The 15,848-nt window shown below is 46.9% G+C and carries 19 protein-coding genes; 2 read left to right on the top strand and 17 right to left on the bottom strand.

From position 1 onward, the window contains the following. Positions 1 to 25: 25 nt before the first annotated feature. The 16 genes from rpsN to dnaN form a co-directional block, all read right to left on the bottom strand. Entirely contained in the window at positions 26 to 295 is a 270-nt protein-coding gene (rpsN, locus tag BWI93_RS24685; RefSeq protein WP_094816357.1) for a 30S ribosomal protein S14, read from the bottom strand. 62 nt (positions 296 to 357) lie between these two features. Next, complete coding sequence (gene rplE / locus BWI93_RS24680) at positions 358 to 912, bottom strand: 50S ribosomal protein L5 (RefSeq protein WP_094816355.1); 555 nt, start codon at positions 910 to 912, stop codon at positions 358 to 360. Positions 913 to 979: 67 nt separating this feature from the next. After that, the gene (rplX, locus tag BWI93_RS24675) at positions 980 to 1,312 is read right to left on the bottom strand and encodes a 50S ribosomal protein L24 (RefSeq protein ID WP_094816353.1); all 333 of its coding nucleotides are present in this window, start codon (positions 1,310 to 1,312) and stop codon (positions 980 to 982) included. 30 nt (positions 1,313 to 1,342) lie between these two features. Continuing rightward, positions 1,343 to 1,711 carry a 50S ribosomal protein L14 gene (gene rplN, locus BWI93_RS24670; RefSeq protein WP_094816351.1) on the bottom strand — a complete coding sequence of 123 codons (369 nt, stop codon included), beginning with the start codon at positions 1,709 to 1,711 and terminating at the stop codon, positions 1,343 to 1,345. Positions 1,712 to 1,809: 98 nt separating this feature from the next. Beyond that, positions 1,810 to 2,070 (bottom strand): 30S ribosomal protein S17, encoded by a 261-nt coding sequence (rpsQ, locus tag BWI93_RS24665; protein WP_094816349.1) that lies wholly within the window; start codon positions 2,068 to 2,070, stop codon positions 1,810 to 1,812. A 37-nt stretch (positions 2,071 to 2,107) separates the two neighbouring features. Continuing rightward, complete coding sequence (gene rpmC / locus BWI93_RS24660; protein ID WP_094816347.1) at positions 2,108 to 2,290, bottom strand: 50S ribosomal protein L29; 183 nt, start codon at positions 2,288 to 2,290, stop codon at positions 2,108 to 2,110. 95 nt (positions 2,291 to 2,385) lie between these two features. Then, positions 2,386 to 2,811: a 50S ribosomal protein L16 gene (rplP, locus tag BWI93_RS24655; RefSeq protein WP_094816345.1), complete on the bottom strand. Its 426-nt coding sequence runs from the start codon at positions 2,809 to 2,811 to the stop codon at positions 2,386 to 2,388. A 54-nt stretch (positions 2,812 to 2,865) separates the two neighbouring features. Next, positions 2,866 to 3,756: a 30S ribosomal protein S3 gene (rpsC, locus tag BWI93_RS24650; protein WP_094816343.1), complete on the bottom strand. Its 891-nt coding sequence runs from the start codon at positions 3,754 to 3,756 to the stop codon at positions 2,866 to 2,868. Positions 3,757 to 3,762: 6 nt separating this feature from the next. After that, positions 3,763 to 4,146 carry a 50S ribosomal protein L22 gene (rplV, locus tag BWI93_RS24645; RefSeq protein ID WP_094816341.1) on the bottom strand — a complete coding sequence of 128 codons (384 nt, stop codon included), beginning with the start codon at positions 4,144 to 4,146 and terminating at the stop codon, positions 3,763 to 3,765. 85 nt (positions 4,147 to 4,231) lie between these two features. Next, positions 4,232 to 4,510: a 30S ribosomal protein S19 gene (gene rpsS, locus BWI93_RS24640; RefSeq protein WP_094816339.1), complete on the bottom strand. Its 279-nt coding sequence runs from the start codon at positions 4,508 to 4,510 to the stop codon at positions 4,232 to 4,234. Further along, entirely contained in the window at positions 4,510 to 5,334 is an 825-nt protein-coding gene (gene rplB / locus BWI93_RS24635; protein WP_094816337.1) for a 50S ribosomal protein L2, read from the bottom strand. The genes rpsS and rplB overlap by 1 nt, the downstream gene beginning before the upstream one ends. A gap of 84 nt (positions 5,335 to 5,418) precedes the next feature. Then, entirely contained in the window at positions 5,419 to 5,706 is a 288-nt protein-coding gene (gene rplW, locus BWI93_RS24630; protein WP_094816335.1) for a 50S ribosomal protein L23, read from the bottom strand. A 41-nt stretch (positions 5,707 to 5,747) separates the two neighbouring features. Then, positions 5,748 to 6,374, bottom strand: a complete 627-nt coding sequence (gene rplD / locus BWI93_RS24625) for a 50S ribosomal protein L4 (RefSeq protein ID WP_094816333.1) — start codon at positions 6,372 to 6,374, stop codon at positions 5,748 to 5,750. A 52-nt stretch (positions 6,375 to 6,426) separates the two neighbouring features. Then, entirely contained in the window at positions 6,427 to 7,044 is a 618-nt protein-coding gene (gene rplC, locus BWI93_RS24620; protein WP_094816331.1) for a 50S ribosomal protein L3, read from the bottom strand. 682 nt (positions 7,045 to 7,726) lie between these two features. After that, positions 7,727 to 8,158: a DUF255 domain-containing protein gene (locus BWI93_RS24615; protein ID WP_094816329.1), complete on the bottom strand. Its 432-nt coding sequence runs from the start codon at positions 8,156 to 8,158 to the stop codon at positions 7,727 to 7,729. A gap of 132 nt (positions 8,159 to 8,290) precedes the next feature. Continuing rightward, the gene (dnaN, locus tag BWI93_RS24610; protein WP_094816327.1) at positions 8,291 to 9,415 is read right to left on the bottom strand and encodes a DNA polymerase III subunit beta; all 1,125 of its coding nucleotides are present in this window, start codon (positions 9,413 to 9,415) and stop codon (positions 8,291 to 8,293) included. Positions 9,416 to 9,723: 308 nt separating this feature from the next. On the opposite strand from dnaN, the gene treF reads away from it, so the two are divergent. Continuing rightward, complete coding sequence (gene treF / locus BWI93_RS24605) at positions 9,724 to 11,346, top strand: alpha,alpha-trehalase TreF (protein ID WP_094816325.1); 1,623 nt, start codon at positions 9,724 to 9,726, stop codon at positions 11,344 to 11,346. Between the two features lie 48 nt (positions 11,347 to 11,394). Here the strand turns inward: treF and BWI93_RS24600 are convergent, their stop codons facing one another. Next, entirely contained in the window at positions 11,395 to 12,510 is a 1,116-nt protein-coding gene (locus tag BWI93_RS24600) for a serine hydrolase (protein WP_094816323.1), read from the bottom strand. A gap of 365 nt (positions 12,511 to 12,875) precedes the next feature. Between BWI93_RS24600 and BWI93_RS24595 the strand changes: the two genes are divergently transcribed. Next, the gene (locus BWI93_RS24595) at positions 12,876 to 15,800 is read left to right on the top strand and encodes a DEAD/DEAH box helicase (RefSeq protein ID WP_094816321.1); all 2,925 of its coding nucleotides are present in this window, start codon (positions 12,876 to 12,878) and stop codon (positions 15,798 to 15,800) included. Positions 15,801 to 15,848: the final 48 nt, after the last annotated feature.

Here is a 15,848-nt window from a genome sequence, read left to right as displayed (position 1 = left end):
AGAATCAAAATGGATACACCAAAAATTACCAGCTCGATTTTGTTACGCCCGGAATTTTTCCATCAGAAGCCATTTGACGGAACGTAACACGGCTGATACCGAACTTCCGCATGTACCCCCGGGGACGACCATTCAGCTTATCGCGGTTATGGAGACGTACAGGGGAAGCGTTGCGGGGAAGTTTGTCAAGTCCGATGAAGTCACCGGCCTCTTTGAGGGCTTTGCGTTTAGCAGCGTACTTGGCTACCAGACGTTCGCGTTTCCGCTCTCTTGCTTTGACTGATTCTTTTGCCATTTTGTTTGCTTATAATTGGTCCCCGTCCTTTTCAGAAATCTGAAGTGACGGGGGATCAATAATTACTTTTTTTGTCCAGCAAAGGGCATTCCTAAAGCCTTCAGCAGTTCTAAGCTTTCAGCGTCAGTTTGTGCTGTAGTAACGAACGTGATGTCCATACCTGAGATTTTTTGTACTTTCTCAATAGAGATCTCAGGGAAGATGATTTGTTCTTTTACACCTAAGGTATAGTTACCACGGCCATCAAAGCCTTTGTCACTAATTCCTTTAAAGTCACGTACGCGAGGCAGAGCGATCGACGTCAGACGGTCCAGGAATTCGTACATTTTTTCGCCACGCAGCGTTACTTTCGCTCCGATAGGCATATTTTCACGAAGCTTGAAGTTAGAAATTGCTTTCTTAGAGATCGTGGCTACCGCTTTCTGACCAGAGATCGTAGATAATTCTTCTACCCCTACGTCAACCAGCTTTTTATCTGCTACGGCAGCACCGATACCTTTGTTGATCACAATTTTTTCCAGTTTCGGTACTTGCATCACCGATTTGTACTGGAACTTCTCTTTCAAAGCAGAAACTACTTCGTCAAAGTACTTTTGTTTTAATCTGGGAGTTGCCATTGATGCGAATGGTTTGTGGATTTCCGACCCACTGTTTCGTGTTGACGGCTGCTAACCGCCAAGCTAGTTAAATAAGGTTACCGCTCTTTTTGCTGAAACGCTGAGACTTGCCCTTTTCGTTCAGTTTACGGCCGGTGCGGGAGGCTTCGTTCGTCTTCGGGTCTACCACTTTCAGGTTACTGATGTGAATGGGACTTTCGATTTCTTTGATTTCTCCCTGAGGGTTAGTCGCGGAAGGTTTCACGTGTTTCTTTACCAGATTCACACCTTCTACGATAGCCCGTTGCTTTTCGCGATCCACAGACTTGATAACGCCGGTTTTACCTTTAGCGTCACCGGCGATCACTAAAACCGTGTCACCGCTGCGAACGTGAAGCTTCACTTGCTTTTGCTTTTCCATTGTTTGATTTCGTACGATTATCCTGAGTGATTAGAGCACTTCAGGAGCCAGCGAAACAATTTTCATGAATTGCTTTTCACGCAATTCGCGAGCAACTGGTCCGAAGATCCGAGTTCCACGCGGTTCGTCCTGGTTGTTTAGAAGTACGACGGCGTTATCTTCAAAACGGATGTAAGATCCGTCTTTCCGGCGAATTTCTTTTTTCGTACGAACCACTACGGCTTTAGACACCGTTCCCTTCTTCATGTTCGAAGAGGAGAGGGCTTGTTTTACGGTTACTACGACTTTGTCGCCGATAGATGCGTAACGCTTGCCCGTACCGCCCAACACGCGGATTACGAGTACCTCTTTGGCACCACTATTATCCGCTACGCTACATCTAGATTCTTGCTGAAGCATGTCTTTGCTGAGATTTCAGTTTCGTTTTCAGTTTCCGCTTTCAGTTTAGCGATCCGCTAATCATCAAAAAACGGAAACCGATCCCTACTCCTGCCTGATTACTTGGCTTTTTCGATGATTTCAACCAAACGCCACCGTTTGTTTTTAGACAAGGGACGGGTTTCCATCACTTTGATCGTATCGCCGACGCCACACTCATTGTTTTCGTCGTGTACCATCAATTTGGTCGTTTTCTTTTGGAATTTACCGTAGATTGGGTGCTTCACCTTCCGCTCGACGGTAACTACCACCGACTTATCCATGCTGCTGGATACCACCCGACCAAATCTGACTTTTCTGAGCTTACGTTCTACTTCCATGATTCGGAATTTGCTTTGTGCCCGTATCGGGCAATGACTAGCGAGCGTTAAGTTCGGTCAACAACCGGGCGATAAGCTTACGGGAGGTCCGAATACGCAACGGATTTTCGATTGGAGAAATAGCATGAGCAAATTTGAGACGGCTCAGTGCATCTTTTTCCTGGGCAATTTGCTGACGGATTTCTTCCGTACTCAAAGCCCGAATGTCTTTGATTTTCATTACTGCTATAATTTGAAAACTTGAAAAGGGCTAATTTGAAAATCGTAGTATTCGACTAGAACCATTTCAAATTGTCGAATTATCAAATCCTCAAATTAGTTAGCTTCCTGGTAATCCCGGCGAACTACGAATTTCGTCCGCAGGGGCAGCTTTTGAGCTGCTAAACGGAGAGCTTCCTGAGCCAGTTCCAGAGGTACACCCGTTGATTCAAACAGAATTGTTCCGGGTTTCACGTTGGCTACCCAATATTCGGGAGCACCTTTCCCTTTACCCATCCGTACCTCTGCAGGTTTCTTCGTAATAGGCTTATCAGGGAAAATACGAATCCATACTTGTCCTTCCCGTTTCATTGCACGGGTAACAGCGATACGAGCCGCTTCAATCTGGCGAGCCGTAATACGGCCGGGCTCCAGCGATTTGATTGCAAATGAGCCGAAGGAAATCTCATGGCCCCGCGTTGCAAGACCCTTGATCCGACCTTTCTGCTGTTTGCGGAATTTGGTTCTTCTCGGTTGTAACATGATCGTTGAGTTCTTTAGAGTTTGAAGCCCTAGTGACTAGGGCTTGCAACCTAATTAGCGACGTCCTCCTGGTCCACCGCCACGGTTTCCACCACCTTGGCCACCACGGTTGTTGTTTCCGCCACGGTTTCCACCGCCTTGGCCACCACGGTTGTTGTTTCCGCGTCCACGGTCACCACCACCTTCACCACGACCCCGACGGTTACCACCATCGCGATCATCTCCACCACGACCGCCACGACGATCGCCGCGATCAGAACCTCCACGAGCTTCAGCACCACCGGCGTTCAAACCAGCGTTAACTACTGAAAGATCACGCTTACCGTATACTTCTCCTTTGAAGACCCAGATCTTGATACCGATCTTTCCGTATACCGTTTGAGCTTCTGAAATAGCGTAGTCGATGTCAGCACGGAGTGTATGCAGAGGGACACGTCCTTCTTTGTACTCTTCCGTACGAGCCATTTCAGCTCCACCTAAACGGCCTGACAAGCGAACTTTAATACCCTGTGCTCCTACCCGCATAGCCGAAGCAATCGCTTGCTTCATAGCACGACGGAAAGAAATACGGGCTTCCAGTTGTTGAGCGATCGTTTCACCAACGAGTTTCGCATCTACTTCCGGACGCTTGATCTCGAAGATATTGATCTGGACATCTTTGCCCGTCAATTTCTTGAGCTCTTCTTTGATTTTATCAACTTCGTTACCGCCTTTACCGATAACCACACCTGGACGAGCCGTGTTGATGGTTAGCGTTACCCGCTTCAGCGTACGCTCGATGATTACTTTCGAGATCGCACCTTTAGGAATACGAGCAGCAATATATTTACGAATCGTTTCGTCTTCTACCAGCTTTTCAGCGAAGTTCTTTCCACCGTACCAGTTGGATTCCCAACCACGTACAATACCCAGACGAAGACCTACGGGGTTTACCTTTTGTCCCATGGTGTGTTACGCTTCCGTGTTTTCGGTTTTAGTTTCTTCTGCCTTGGCTTTGCTGGCTACAACAAGCGTTACGTGATTCGAACGCTTCCGTACCCGATACGCACGGCCCTGAGGAGCCGGACGAAGACGTTTCAGGAAAGGACCGCCATCTACGAAAATAGTTTTTACGTACAGGTCAGCATCTTCCAGCTTCACTTCTTCGCCGAATTTCTCCTGCCAGTTTGCAATTGCCGACAGCAGCAACTTTTCCAGACGCGGAGAGCCCGACTTAGGCTGATATTTCAAAATCGCCAATGCCTTGTTTACTTTCTGGCCGCGAATCAGATCGGCAACCAGTCGCATTTTCTGGGGCGACGTCGGGACGTTATTAAGTTTTGCGATTGCTTCCATTACTAAGTTGTCAGTTTGTTGTTCTTAGTTTTCAGTTACCAGCGATACGCATCCGTCAACTGAAGACTGCCAACTGTAAACTGGTTTATCGTTTTCCTTTGTCCTTTTTAGCGACGTGGCCACGGAAGTTGCGGGTCGGGGCAAACTCGCCCAGTTTATGACCTACCATGTTTTCCGTCACGTACACGGGGATAAACTTGTTACCGTTATGCACGGCGAAAGTGTGACCCACGAAATCAGGAGAAATCATCGACCGACGCGACCAGGTTTTAATAACCGATTTCTTGCCTGACTCATTCATTACCTCCACTTTATTGGAGAGGCGAAAATCAATATAGGGGCCTTTTTTGAGTGAACGTGCCATTATTTCTTCCGCTTGCTAATGATTAACTTGTTGGATGCCTTCTTCTTGTCGCGAGTTTTCTTACCTTTCGCTAACAGACCCTTACGTGAGCGTGGGTGTCCTCCAGAAGCCCGGCCTTCACCACCACCCATCGGGTGATCAACTGGGTTCATTGCTACACCACGAACGCGGGGACGACGACCTAACCAACGACGGCGACCTGCTTTACCCAGGCTTTCGTTCATGTGGTCGGCATTCGATACTGAACCTACGGTTGCAATACCTGAACCCAGTACCATACGGGTTTCGCCTGAGGGAAGTCGCAGAATTACGTATTTCGATTCACGTCCTACAATTTGAGCGTACGTACCAGCACTACGGGCCATCTGACCACCTTTGCCAGGCTTCAACTCAATGTTGTGAACAATCGTACCGATGGGCAGAGCCATCAGAGGAGATGCGTTGCCTACTTCAGGAGCTACGCCTTCACCCGCTACGATCGTCTGACCTACGGTCAAACCTTGGGGAGCGATGATGTAGCGTTTTTCGCCATCTGCGTATTGAACTAACGCAATACGAGCCGAACGGTTAGGATCGTACTCGATCGTTTTTACTTCTGCTGAAACGCCTTGTTTATCGCGTTTGAAATCGATAATCCGGTATTTACGCTTGTGTCCACCACCGATGTAACGCATCGCACGGCGACCCTGATCGTTACGACCACCTGATTTTTTCAGAGGCTCTAAGAGGCTCTTCTCAGGTTTGCTAGCCGTAATTTCGTTAAACGTCGGGGCCGAACGAAAGCGGGTTCCCGGCGTAACAGGCTTCAACTTCTTGATTGCCATTGGATTAATTGCTACGGTCAGGCTATGTCCTCCACTGCCAGCCTAACCTGTTCAAAACGCATCCTGGAGGAGGGGGATGTTGAATTAAATGCCTTGATAGAAATCGATTACTTCACCTTCGGCAACAGTAACGATCGCTCTCTTTTTGGTGGAAGTAAAGCCAGCCGTGATTTTGGTACGCGTGCTACGAGATTTTTTCTTCCCGATTTGACGAACCGTATTCACTGACTCAACCTTCACACCGTACATTTTTTCGATGGCCTTCTTAATCTCGACCTTGTTGGCCGTAAGAGCCACTTCGAAGCCGTACTTTCCTTGCTCGTTCTGAGCCGTTGACTTTTCAGTCAGGAGCGGGCGAATGATGATGCTCATAATCTTTTGTCGTTAATCTCCAGGCCTTTCGGACCAACGGATTAGTTCAATAATGCTTCGATTTTCTCTAACGCTCCTTCAGCAATGATCAAACGATCAGCATTCAGTAAAGCGTAGGTAGTCAACTGATCTGCGGGCAGCACGTTGGCTTTAGGCAGATTCCGAGCTGACAGGAATACATTGTTGTCAGCCGTCGGCAGAACCAGCAGGGTTTTCGTTTCACCCGCCTGGAAGGCGTTCAGAACCGAAATGTATTGCTTGGTCTTAGGAGAATCGAAAGTGAAGTTTTCGACAACGGTTACTACGCCGTCTTTCGCTTTAGAAGCCAGAGCTGATTTACGAGCCAGGCTTTTCACTTTCTTATTCAGTTTGAAGGAGTAATCGCGGGGCTTAGGACCGAATACGCGAGCACCACCTTTGAAAATGTTAGCTTTGAAAGAACCGTGACGAGCTCCGCCGGTACCCTTCTGACGCATCAGTTTGCGGGTTGAGCGGGAAACTTCCCAACGTTCTTTAGCTTTGTGCGTACCCTGACGCTGATTAGCCAAGTATTGCTTTACGTCGAGCCACATTACGTGCTCGTTAGGCTCAATTGCAAACACGTCCTCAGACAGTGTTACTTTCTTCGCCGTTTCTTGGCCTTGAATATTAAATACGGACAGTTCCATTTCTTGTCAAGTGCTACGTTGAGTAGAAGGGCATGTGAATACTCACACGAACCTATTTCTCAAGAATTACAAATGAATTTTTGGCACCCGGAACTGAACCGCTGATCACGATCAGGTTTTGCTCAGGATACACTTTAAGTACTTGCAGGTTTTGGATTTTAACGCGGTTGTTACCCATCCGACCTGCCATGCGAAGGCCTTTGAATACCCGTGAAGGGAAAGAACAGGCACCAATCGAACCCGGGTGACGCTGACGGTTGTGCTGACCGTGCGTTTGACCGCCTACCCCACCGAAACCGTGACGTTTCACAACGCCTTGGAAACCACGACCTTTAGCCGTACCGATTGCATCGATGAATTCACCTTCAGCAAACAGCGTAGAATCGATCGTATCGCCTAAATTCAGTGATTGTTCAAAAGTTTTGAACTCTACTAACTTCCGCTTGGGAGTTGTACCGGCCTTTTTGAAGTGACCAGCCAGCGGCTTGGAAGTGTTTTTCTCTTTTTTCTCGCCGAAACCTAACTGAACAGCTTGGTAGCCATCCGTTTCGACGGTCTTTACTTGCGTCACGACGCAGGGACCGGCTTCAATCAGCGTACAAGCTACGGCAGAACCGTCAGCGTTGTAGAGGCTGGTCATGCCAATTTTCTTCCCAATAATACCAGACATCTTCTTGATTTTTAATTGGTTATCAGCTCTCCCACCTGGGGGCCTCAGAAAACGGACTGCAAAAGTAGTGCTTTTTCTGCTGTTTACCGTATCAAGACAGAAATTCCCTGAAAAATTTTGAAAACCAGTAACGTACCGAGAAGGAAAGCGGAGAGGAGACTTGCGGGGCGTACCAGATAGGCTAAAAAAGCCTGTACGCATCCAAAATCCCGAGATACGGGAAGAAGCATCCTGTCAGCTTACTACTCAACTCCATTGCACCTGGGCATTCAAGTACTGGAGCCAGTAACAGTTCTGACGTTCAAAACCGGGCAAAACCGAAATTGACGTGGCAATCGAACAAATAAACTCAATGGTCTGATAATCAGAGGTTCCTATAGTTCTGCCAACCATATGGAACAGCGACCTTTTGTTCGATCTTTAAACAGAGTTGCAAAATAAGCGGTTTTCTATTTGATAAACAAGAGTTTAGGAAAAGTTTTTGTAAATTTTTGTAAATTTTTCTTGACACTGCATGAGTCCGCCTTAATTGCTTCACAATGAGCTAGTAGCTGTTGCCGTGGAGCATTGATTAGCAGGGGCTAACCTACTGATATAGCTTGCTTCCTAAATTGTATTTTTTCCATAAAAAAGAGTCGGCAAGTTTCTTTGCCGACTCTTCTATTTATGTATCAATAGTTTATTACTGCTCAATGGCTTCGTTCGCAAACGTGATGAGTTGCTCGGGCGTTTTAGCTCCTGCTTCTTTTAGTACCACTTCTCCCTCGTAATCAATGAAAAACAGCGTTGGAAAACCTTCTACAGGATAGCGATCAATCAGCTTCAATCCTTCTCCCGCTTCCATATCCAGTTTCACGTTGATAAACTTGCTGTTATACAAATCCCCCACCTGTTTGTTCGGAAACGATTTGGTTTGCATCCACTTGCAGGGACCACACCAGGTTGTATAGGCATCGAGGAAAATCATTTTGTTTTCAGCTTTGGCTTTCGCTAAGGCCTGTTTCCACGTACCGTGAAAAAACTGGATTCCCTCTTTTTTAGGCTCATCCGAAGCATTGGTCTGAAAGGTCAGTCCAGTCAGTAGCAGGACTACTACGAGTCGAAGTGTTTTCATCGTGTTAAACAAAAAGGGATTTATCAGAATCAATAACGTGAAGTTCGTTGTGAAAAGTCTTTTATCCAACGAATTAACAAATAAAAAGAGCCTTCTTTCGAAAGGCTCCTTTTATTTCATCTTTGAAAATCTTTAAGCATACGTATTAAGCATGACCGGCATCACCAGCATCAGAATGTCTTCGTTTTCGTCCTGATCGTTGGGGACCAGAATACCCGCCCGATTAGGAGCCGATAAACGCAACTGCAATTGATTGGAGCTAAGGTTATTCAGCATTTCAATCAGGAATTTTGCATTGAAGCCAATTTCCAGATCATCGCCGCTATACTCACAAACCAAACGCTCGGATGCCTCATTGGAGTAATCCAGATCCTCCGCTGAGATCACGAGTTCGTCCTGAGAAATTCGCAGGCGAATCTGGTGAGTCGTTTTATTGGCGTAGATAGAAATTCGACGCAACGAACTCAGCAATTCGAGTCGATTGATTGTTAAGATATTTGGATTGTTAACGGGGATCGCGTTTTCATAATCCGGGAATCGCTCGTCGATCAATCGGCAAATCATCTTGATGTTACCAAAGGTGAAGAACGCGTTCGACTGACTGAAATCCGCCTTTACGGTCGTATCATCCGAAGGCAGGGAAGACTTCAGCAGGTTCAGTGCCTTGCGAGGAATAATCATGGTACTGGTATTGGCTGAACGCAAATCCTGCCGACGATACCGTACCAGCCGGTGGCCGTCCGTCGCTACGAAAGTTGCATTGCTTTCCCCCAGTTGAAGATACATCCCCGTCATATTAGGACGTAAATCATCGGTACTGGCGGCGAAGCTCGTGTTCGCGATGGCTTTGCCCAACACTTCTGCCGCTACCTCAATCGATAAGGTTTTGTTAACCGCCGGAACTTTCGGGAAGTCAATTGGATTCTCACCGGAAAGTTTGTACCGACCGTTTTCGGAGACGATTTCAGTACCGAACGTTTCGGCGTCAATTTTGAAGGTAATGGGTTGTTCGGGTAAACCCCGCAACGTATCGAGTAGCAATTTAGCCGGTACAGCGATGGAACCTTTATCTGAAGATTCGACCTCTATTTCGGTAATCATAACCGTCTGCAAATCAGAGGCCGTTACCGTAAGTAGACTCCCTTCGAGTTGGAACAGGAAGTTTTCCAGAATCGGAACAATCGGATTGGACGCTACGACTCCGTTGATAGCCGCCAGTTGTTTCAACAATGCCGAAGACGAGACGATAAATTTCATTGACTATCAGAAGTTTAAACGAGTTTAAACAATGTATTTTTCGGATACCCGAAAATATAATTTAGAGGGCGAAAGTACAACATTTTATCACAAGGTGTGAGATTTATTTACCAAGAGCTAAAACTTTACGTACGTTTCTACTTCAGCTAACTACCCTTCTTGGATATGAATCTTAGCTCTAGCTTCGTTACTTACAGAAATAGGTGATATTTGCCCACTTTTAGGGGCACTGTAGAGCTTTCTCTACTTTTATTGCCCTGATACTCAGAAACGTTTCTAAAAACCCTTAAGCATTATTATTTAGCTCTATGCCCTTTATACTTCGTTCATGTGTTCTATCTATTCTAGCAATTCCCTTGTTACTACTTGCCTGTACACCGGCCGAACTTCAGACTCCCCCGAGTCCTGATGTAGAATTTGGACAACTCTTTGTAGATGTCCAGATGAAGGAGCTATTCCCGGACTCCAAGACCTTTGCTGATGCGGAACCACTCATTCCTGCCAAGCAGATTTTAAGGGCTTATGAAGAGCAGAAGGATAAAGAAGGCTTCGACTTAAGGGCATTTGTCAACGAGTATTTCCGCTTTCCGGATGCTCCTAATAATCACTTTGTTTCGGATACGTCTTTGTCGCCTGAGGCTCATATCAACGCCTTGTGGCCGATCTTGACCCGGAAGCCTACGGGCGAAGTGAAGGGCTCTCTACTGGCACTACCCCGTAGCTACGTTGTCCCTGGGGGTCGCTTCGGAGAGATTTACTACTGGGATAGCTACTTCACGATGCTAGGGTTACAGGAAGCGGGTGAAGATTCTCTCATTGAAGGGATGGTTTCCAACTTCGCTCACCTCATTCGGTATCAGGGACACGTTCCTAACGGCAACCGGAGTTACTACCTGAGTCGTTCGCAGCCACCGTACTTTTCGCTGATGGTTCGATTGCTGGCTGAAACCCGCAATAATGATCAGATCATCGCTCAATACTTGCCCGAATTGTTGAAGGAATACTACTTCTGGATGGGGGCTACCAACGAGGATGACATGAAAAAGACGGCTGACCTGAAGCCGGGTGAAGCGTACCGACGCGTAGTTCGTCTGCCAGGTAACTATCAGTTAAATCGGTACTACGATGACAGTGATACGCCTCGTCCGGAAGCCTATAAGGAAGACGTAGCCATTGCCCAACACACGGGTCGCAAAGCCGAAGAAGTATACCGCGACATTCGGGCGGGTGCTGAATCAGGCTGGGACTTTACCGCTCGCTGGTTCCGGGACGGCAAGACAATGGGAACGATCCATACGACGGATATTATTCCGGTGGATTTGAACTGTCTGCTATACGAACTTGAAATGACGCTGGCGGAAGGCTATACGCTGATTAATGATCAGGCTCACAGCCAAAGCTTTAAAAACCTGGCTGAAAAGCGTAAGAAGGCCATTCAACAGTTTTGCTGGAATAAAGAAGACGGATTTTACCACGATTACGACTTCAAAGAAGCCAGGCAAACGCCCATTGCCTCCCTGGCGGCAGTGTATCCCCTATTTTTTAACATTGCTACGGAAGATCAGGCAAGATTAGTAGCAAAGCGATTAAAAGATGATTTCCTGAAACCGGGTGGACTTACTACTACCTTGGTTCAAACCGGACAGCAATGGGATGCTCCCAATGGCTGGGCTCCCCTGCATTGGATGGCTATTCAGGGCTTGCGGAATTATAAAGAAACGGCTCTGGCCCAAGAAATCCGGGATATTTGGGTGGAAGAAAACGTCCGGGTTTACAAAGCCACGGGCCGTATGGTAGAAAAGTATAATGTGTACGACACTTCCCTGCTCGGCGGCGGCGGTGAATATCCGCTGCAAGATGGCTTTGGCTGGACGAATGGTGTACTTCTAAAGTTACTGGCGGAAGATAAGAAAAGCGAACCTAAGCAGTAAGAAAAGCAAAAGCGAGGGCCGTATCTAATTTATAGATACGGCCCTTTTTCAATTCGTCAGCCGATGAAAGGTTTGCCAATTCATTTGCGGTTTTAGATCGGGTTCCGTTTGTAGTACGGTCAATACTTCATTGAAAAATGCGTGATGATTGGCCCGATTCGAGAACATTACCAGCAATACATCTTTTTCAGGAATACGAATGACCACGTTGCTAAAACCGCTGGTCGTGCCGCTGTGAAATAACTCGATAGGAGAGGTTTTCTGAATAAACCAGCCCAAACCGTATCCTGAGCCCGGTAATTCGGGAAAGGCGAAAGCTACTGTCTGTAATTTTTTATTCAGGTCCAAGGGCTTCCCCTGCTGTAAAGCCTGATACCAGCGAAAATAGTCGGCCAGCGAGGTATATACACAACCATCTCCCCGGGTGGCACTCGTCAGGCTCTGATCGGATTCTTGCGTATTTCCTTCGTCCGTGACGGTATGACCCAAAGCCCGATGCGGATACATTTTCCCAGCCTCGTATACAAACGTATTTTTTAGGCCCAGGGGCAGAAACAGTCGTTCGTTCATGAATACCCCATAAGCCTGACCAGACACCCGTTGAACCACCATGGCCAGTAAGCAGAACCCTGAATTACTGTACCGAAACTGGGTACCGGGTTTAAAATATGTCTGCGTTTGATCCTGTAACAATTTAACTACGTCTTCATCCAGAATCTGCCGGTGCCAGGTACTGTCCATCAACTCTTCATAATCATGAATACCCGAAGTATGCGTAAGCAAATGTTGCAGGGTAATGCGTGAAGCCAGTTCCGTACGGAATTCCGGGAAAAAGCGGTTTAGAGGATCCGTTAGTTTCAGTTTTCCTTCCTGTTCGAGCAGTAGAATGCCCATGGCTGTAAACTGTTTGGAAACAGAGGCCATGCGGAAGGTCGTTCGCAAACTGATTTTCTCCTGCGTATCAACTCGGGCCAACCCAGCCGTTCCCGCATATAAAACCTTTCCCTTACGTACTACACCAATGCTTACGCCCGGCCCCTCGCCGGAAATCCGTTGAGCCAGTAGGTGATCCAGCCGCGAAGCCATAGACTGAGCCTGTAGGGTACCACTAATCAATGTAAATAATAGGCATACTAGAGCCCGATTTTGTTTTAAACTACCCATGGTTAAGAGGACAAACACTCTTGCTTTTGAAAACCTACTTCATTACCTAAGGTTGCGTTTTCTAAATGAATAAAACTGGCAATGAACGCAAAAAAACGAAGCTTTAAAAGCTTTTTTCTGCCTTTATATTTGGCTAAACTTAAGCATTGAAAAATTAGGTTTTTTCAATAGCAATCATAAAATTGCCGTTCGTTTGCCTTTAAATTAGTTGGATTGCGAGCGTTTTTGTTTCTTTTCAGCAAAAAACGAATCTGTTTACTCTCCAACAATCGCGTCATTCCGTACCTCGATTCCTGCCTCTTGAATTCTGATTCCTGGGGGTAGGTATACACGAATTGATCAGCGGACCTTCCCGCTTTAAACTTATGAAAGTTGCTACCTCCCAACCATTCTGCCTCATTTACTCGCTCTATCAGCACGAGTACCTGGGCTATCTTTGGGAACCGTTTATTGTGCAGTTAAATGACCGTGGTGAACTTACCCTCCTGCATCAATCCATCTCCTCCAAGAATATCAATGAGTTTGCTGAACGGCTGGACGATACTGATTTTGAACTGGTAAAACTTATCGATGCCATTCAGCAGGAAGTAGTCATTAAAAAATTTAGCTCGAAGAAAACGACTCCTACTGATTTTTTTCTCAAAGTATTCGACAAAAACAAAGGCGATAAAAATCTTCAGGATTCCATCTGTAACTATATTGAAAGTCACCGGGCTAAGATTTGTCCCCTGCTGGTAGACAAACGCGTCTTCATCATGGGCAACGATGGCAATCCCATTCGCGAAGAAGTGACCATTCCGGTGGAACCCGCTTCTGTGCGTTTCCATGTCATGCGGAATGCCGACAATACGCATTACTATCCGACGATTCGGCATCAGGGAGTAAAAGTAGAGTTCCAGCACCGCGACGCGATCTTACTGGGCGAAGATCCGGCCTGGCTTTTGTTGGATGCGAAGTTGTACCATTTCAAGCCAGCCGTCGATGGCAAAAAGCTAAAGCCCTTTTTTAACAAGAAGTTTATCGTCATTCCCAAAAGCATCGAAGAGGACTATTACCGGAAATTTGTATCGTCCTTAATTACACTCTTCGATGTATACGCAAAAGGCTTTGAGATCCGTTCGGAATCGTTCCGTCCGGTGCCCCAATTAAACCTGAGCGAAAACGTTGCTGAATCGGCTACGGCGGGTTCTTCGGCGACTTCAGCTGTAGCAACTGACCCGGATGTTACGCTGACCTTATCGTTCAATTACGGCGATCATAGTTTCCGGTTCGACAGCTTCACGGCCTCAGCCAATGTGAGCATGGAAACCCGCAATGACGAGTATATTTTCCATAAAATTCAACGGGACATTCCTCGGGAAAAGGAAACCATACGGATGTTACGGGAGCGAAACCTGCATTTACGGAATGGACAGGCTGTCTTACCGAAAGCGGAAGCTTTTTCCTGGATTCAGGATCATTACGAACCGTTACTTGAACAGGGGTTTGTCATTAGTCAGAGTCCAACCGATACGAAACGTTATTTCCTGGGTTACTCCTCCCTGCAGCTTTCCATTCACGAAAACCGTGACTGGTTTGATATCTTCGCAGTTGTACGGTTTGGCGAGTATGAAATTCCGTTCCTGCAACTCAAACAGTTGATTCTCGACAAAAAACGGGAATTTACCCTGCCGAATGGCGAGGTGGCCGTAATTCCTGAATCCTGGTTTTCGCAATATTCCGAACTGTTTGCCTTTGCCAACGACCACGACGATCAGGATCATCTTGTCCTCCAGAAACACCACATTTCGCTGGTGCAGGAGTTGCAGGAAGAAAGTCTGGCCGCTACCATCATTAACCGGAAACTCGAAAAACTACGGGATTTCGAGGAAATTGAAGCATACCCTCTCCCACAGGGACTCAATGGTACCCTTCGGCCCTACCAGAAAGCCGGCTACGACTGGCTACGCTTCCTGAACCAATACCAGTTTGGGGGTTGCCTCGCCGATGATATGGGTCTGGGAAAGACTCTACAAACCTTGTCGCTGCTGCAATCGCAGTACGAAAACGGGGCGAAAGAAGCGTCACTAATTGTGATGCCTACGTCCTTGCTGTACAACTGGCAACTGGAAATTAAAAAGTTTACCCCCATGTTACGCGTACTGGTGTATACCGGCACGTACCGCGAAAAAAACATTGACCTGTTCAATCAGTACGATGTTGTCCTGACCTCTTATGGCATTGTACGGATCGATGTGGAGCTGCTCCAGCGTTATCCGTTTCACTACATCATTCTGGATGAATCGCAGGCCATTAAAAATCCCGGTTCTAATATTTCCAAGGCCTTGCTGCTCCTGCAAAGTCGGTTTCGGCTTATTTTGAGTGGTACGCCGCTGGAGAATAGTACCATGGACCTGTGGAGTCAGATGAACTTTGTTAATCCGGGCCTGCTGGGTAGTCAGTCCTTCTTTCGGAATGAATTTCAGATTCCCATTGAAAAGCGGGGGGATGAAAAGAAAACGCAGCGGCTGTACAGCATCATCAAGCCGTTTATGCTGCGACGGCATAAATCGCAGGTGGCCACGGAACTTCCCGAAAAGGTCGAATCCGTTCAGTACTGTGCCATGTCCGAAGAACAGGAGAAGGCTTACGAGGAAGCAAAGTCGTACTACCGCAATATGATTCTTCAGCATATTGAAGAAGAAGGCATCGCCAAATCGCAGATGGTCGTTTTGCAAGGTCTGACGCGTTTACGGCAGCTGGCCAATCACCCGAGAATGGTGGACTCAGGATACGAGTTCAGTTCGGGGAAACTGGAGGAAGTACTGGCGAAAATTGAAACGGTAGTCGGCGAAAAACATAAGATACTCATCTTCAGCCAATTCGTTAAACACCTTGATCTAATCAGGTCTGAACTGGAAGAACGCGGATTTCCTTATGCGTACCTCGACGGCAATACGCAGGATCGGCAGGGGCAGGTTGAACTATTCCAGACGAATGCACAGGTTCCTATTTTCTTAATTTCCCTCAAAGCAGGTGGTTTAGGTTTAAATCTTACGGCGGCCGATTATGTATTCATTCTGGACCCCTGGTGGAATCCGGCCATTGAAGCCCAGGCGGTTGACCGGGCTCACCGAATCGGGCAGGACAAGACCGTATTTACGTACAAATTCATTTCCCAGAATACGGTGGAAGAGAAGATTCTGGCTCTTCAACATTCCAAACAGCGGCTGGCCAGCGAGCTGATTACGACCGAAGATACCTTTGTAAAATCGCTGTCGAAGGAAGATGTACTGTCGCTACTGGAGTAAGCAGTAACTCCCTCTGATTGAATATTTTTCGTTCTAATTTTCTGGTAA

The sequence above is a fragment of the Siphonobacter sp. BAB-5385 genome (genome assembly GCF_002261125.1).
Taxonomy (GTDB): Bacteria; Bacteroidota; Bacteroidia; order Cytophagales; family Spirosomataceae; genus Siphonobacter.
Note: the sequence above shows the minus strand (reverse complement) of the source record. Positions and strands in the feature narration are given on the sequence as shown.

Excerpts from the sequence above, each read along its gene's own strand:
- rpsN (WP_094816357.1), bottom strand. The coding sequence starts at position 295 with ATGGCAAAAGAATCAGTCAAAGCAAGAGAGCGGAAACGCGAACGTCTG.
- rplE (WP_094816355.1), bottom strand. The coding sequence starts at position 912 with ATGGCAACTCCCAGATTAAAACAAAAGTACTTTGACGAAGTAGTTTCT.
- rplX (WP_094816353.1), bottom strand. The coding sequence starts at position 1,312 with ATGGAAAAGCAAAAGCAAGTGAAGCTTCACGTTCGCAGCGGTGACACG.
- rplN (WP_094816351.1), bottom strand. The coding sequence starts at position 1,711 with ATGCTTCAGCAAGAATCTAGATGTAGCGTAGCGGATAATAGTGGTGCC.
- rpsQ (WP_094816349.1), bottom strand. The coding sequence starts at position 2,070 with ATGGAAGTAGAACGTAAGCTCAGAAAAGTCAGATTTGGTCGGGTGGTA.
- rpmC (WP_094816347.1), bottom strand. The coding sequence starts at position 2,290 with ATGAAAATCAAAGACATTCGGGCTTTGAGTACGGAAGAAATCCGTCAG.
- rplP (WP_094816345.1), bottom strand. The coding sequence starts at position 2,811 with ATGTTACAACCGAGAAGAACCAAATTCCGCAAACAGCAGAAAGGTCGG.
- rpsC (WP_094816343.1), bottom strand. The coding sequence starts at position 3,756 with ATGGGACAAAAGGTAAACCCCGTAGGTCTTCGTCTGGGTATTGTACGT.
- rplV (WP_094816341.1), bottom strand. The coding sequence starts at position 4,146 with ATGGAAGCAATCGCAAAACTTAATAACGTCCCGACGTCGCCCCAGAAA.
- rpsS (WP_094816339.1), bottom strand. The coding sequence starts at position 4,510 with ATGGCACGTTCACTCAAAAAAGGCCCCTATATTGATTTTCGCCTCTCC.
- rplB (WP_094816337.1), bottom strand. The coding sequence starts at position 5,334 with ATGGCAATCAAGAAGTTGAAGCCTGTTACGCCGGGAACCCGCTTTCGT.
- rplW (WP_094816335.1), bottom strand. The coding sequence starts at position 5,706 with ATGAGCATCATCATTCGCCCGCTCCTGACTGAAAAGTCAACGGCTCAG.
- rplD (WP_094816333.1), bottom strand. The coding sequence starts at position 6,374 with ATGGAACTGTCCGTATTTAATATTCAAGGCCAAGAAACGGCGAAGAAA.
- rplC (WP_094816331.1), bottom strand. The coding sequence starts at position 7,044 with ATGTCTGGTATTATTGGGAAGAAAATTGGCATGACCAGCCTCTACAAC.
- BWI93_RS24615 (WP_094816329.1), bottom strand. The coding sequence starts at position 8,158 with ATGAAAACACTTCGACTCGTAGTAGTCCTGCTACTGACTGGACTGACC.
- dnaN (WP_094816327.1), bottom strand. The coding sequence starts at position 9,415 with ATGAAATTTATCGTCTCGTCTTCGGCATTGTTGAAACAACTGGCGGCT.
- treF (WP_094816325.1), top strand. The coding sequence starts at position 9,724 with ATGCCCTTTATACTTCGTTCATGTGTTCTATCTATTCTAGCAATTCCC.
- BWI93_RS24600 (WP_094816323.1), bottom strand. The coding sequence starts at position 12,510 with ATGGGTAGTTTAAAACAAAATCGGGCTCTAGTATGCCTATTATTTACA.
- BWI93_RS24595 (WP_094816321.1), top strand. The coding sequence starts at position 12,876 with ATGAAAGTTGCTACCTCCCAACCATTCTGCCTCATTTACTCGCTCTAT.